The organism is Curtobacterium sp. C2H10 (genome assembly GCF_025407985.1).
Taxonomy (GTDB): Bacteria; Actinomycetota; Actinomycetes; order Actinomycetales; family Microbacteriaceae; genus Curtobacterium.
In genome coordinates, this window is the sequence record NZ_JABXGF010000105.1 from 1 (window position 1) to 408 (window position 408).

A 408-nucleotide genomic window follows, 5' to 3' on the forward strand; every position below is an offset into this window, starting at 1 on the left:
GTGCCGCCGGTGGTGAAGGTCCAGTCGCCGGTGGTGTTGGTGGTGATGGTGCGCAGGAGTGCGCCCTTGGTGTCGTGGAGTTGGACGGTCTTGCCGGGGGTGTTCTTGCCGGTGACGGTGATCTTCTGTCCCTTGGTGTACTCGGTGTGGGACGTGAGTCGGAGCGCGGGCTCGGTCGCTTCGCTGGTCTTGCCGGTGAAGGTGTGGGTGATGGTGTCGGTGCCGGAGGTGAACTTCCAGGTGACACTGTCGGTGGTGTAGGTGCCGCCGGTGGTGAAGGTCCAGTCGCCGGTGGTGTTGGTGGTGATGGTGCGCAGGAGTGCGCCCTTGGTGTCGTGGAGTTGGACGGTCTTGCCGGGGGTGTTCTTGCCGGTGACGGTGATCTTCTGTCCCTTGGTGTACTCGGTG

The 408-nt window shown here is 64.0% G+C and carries 1 protein-coding gene; it reads right to left on the reverse strand.

Annotation, left to right across the window (positions count from 1 at the left end; translation table 11 throughout):
• On the reverse strand, positions 1-408 hold a 408-nt coding region (locus tag HWD93_RS18220; RefSeq protein ID WP_261647573.1), incomplete at both ends, for a hypothetical protein.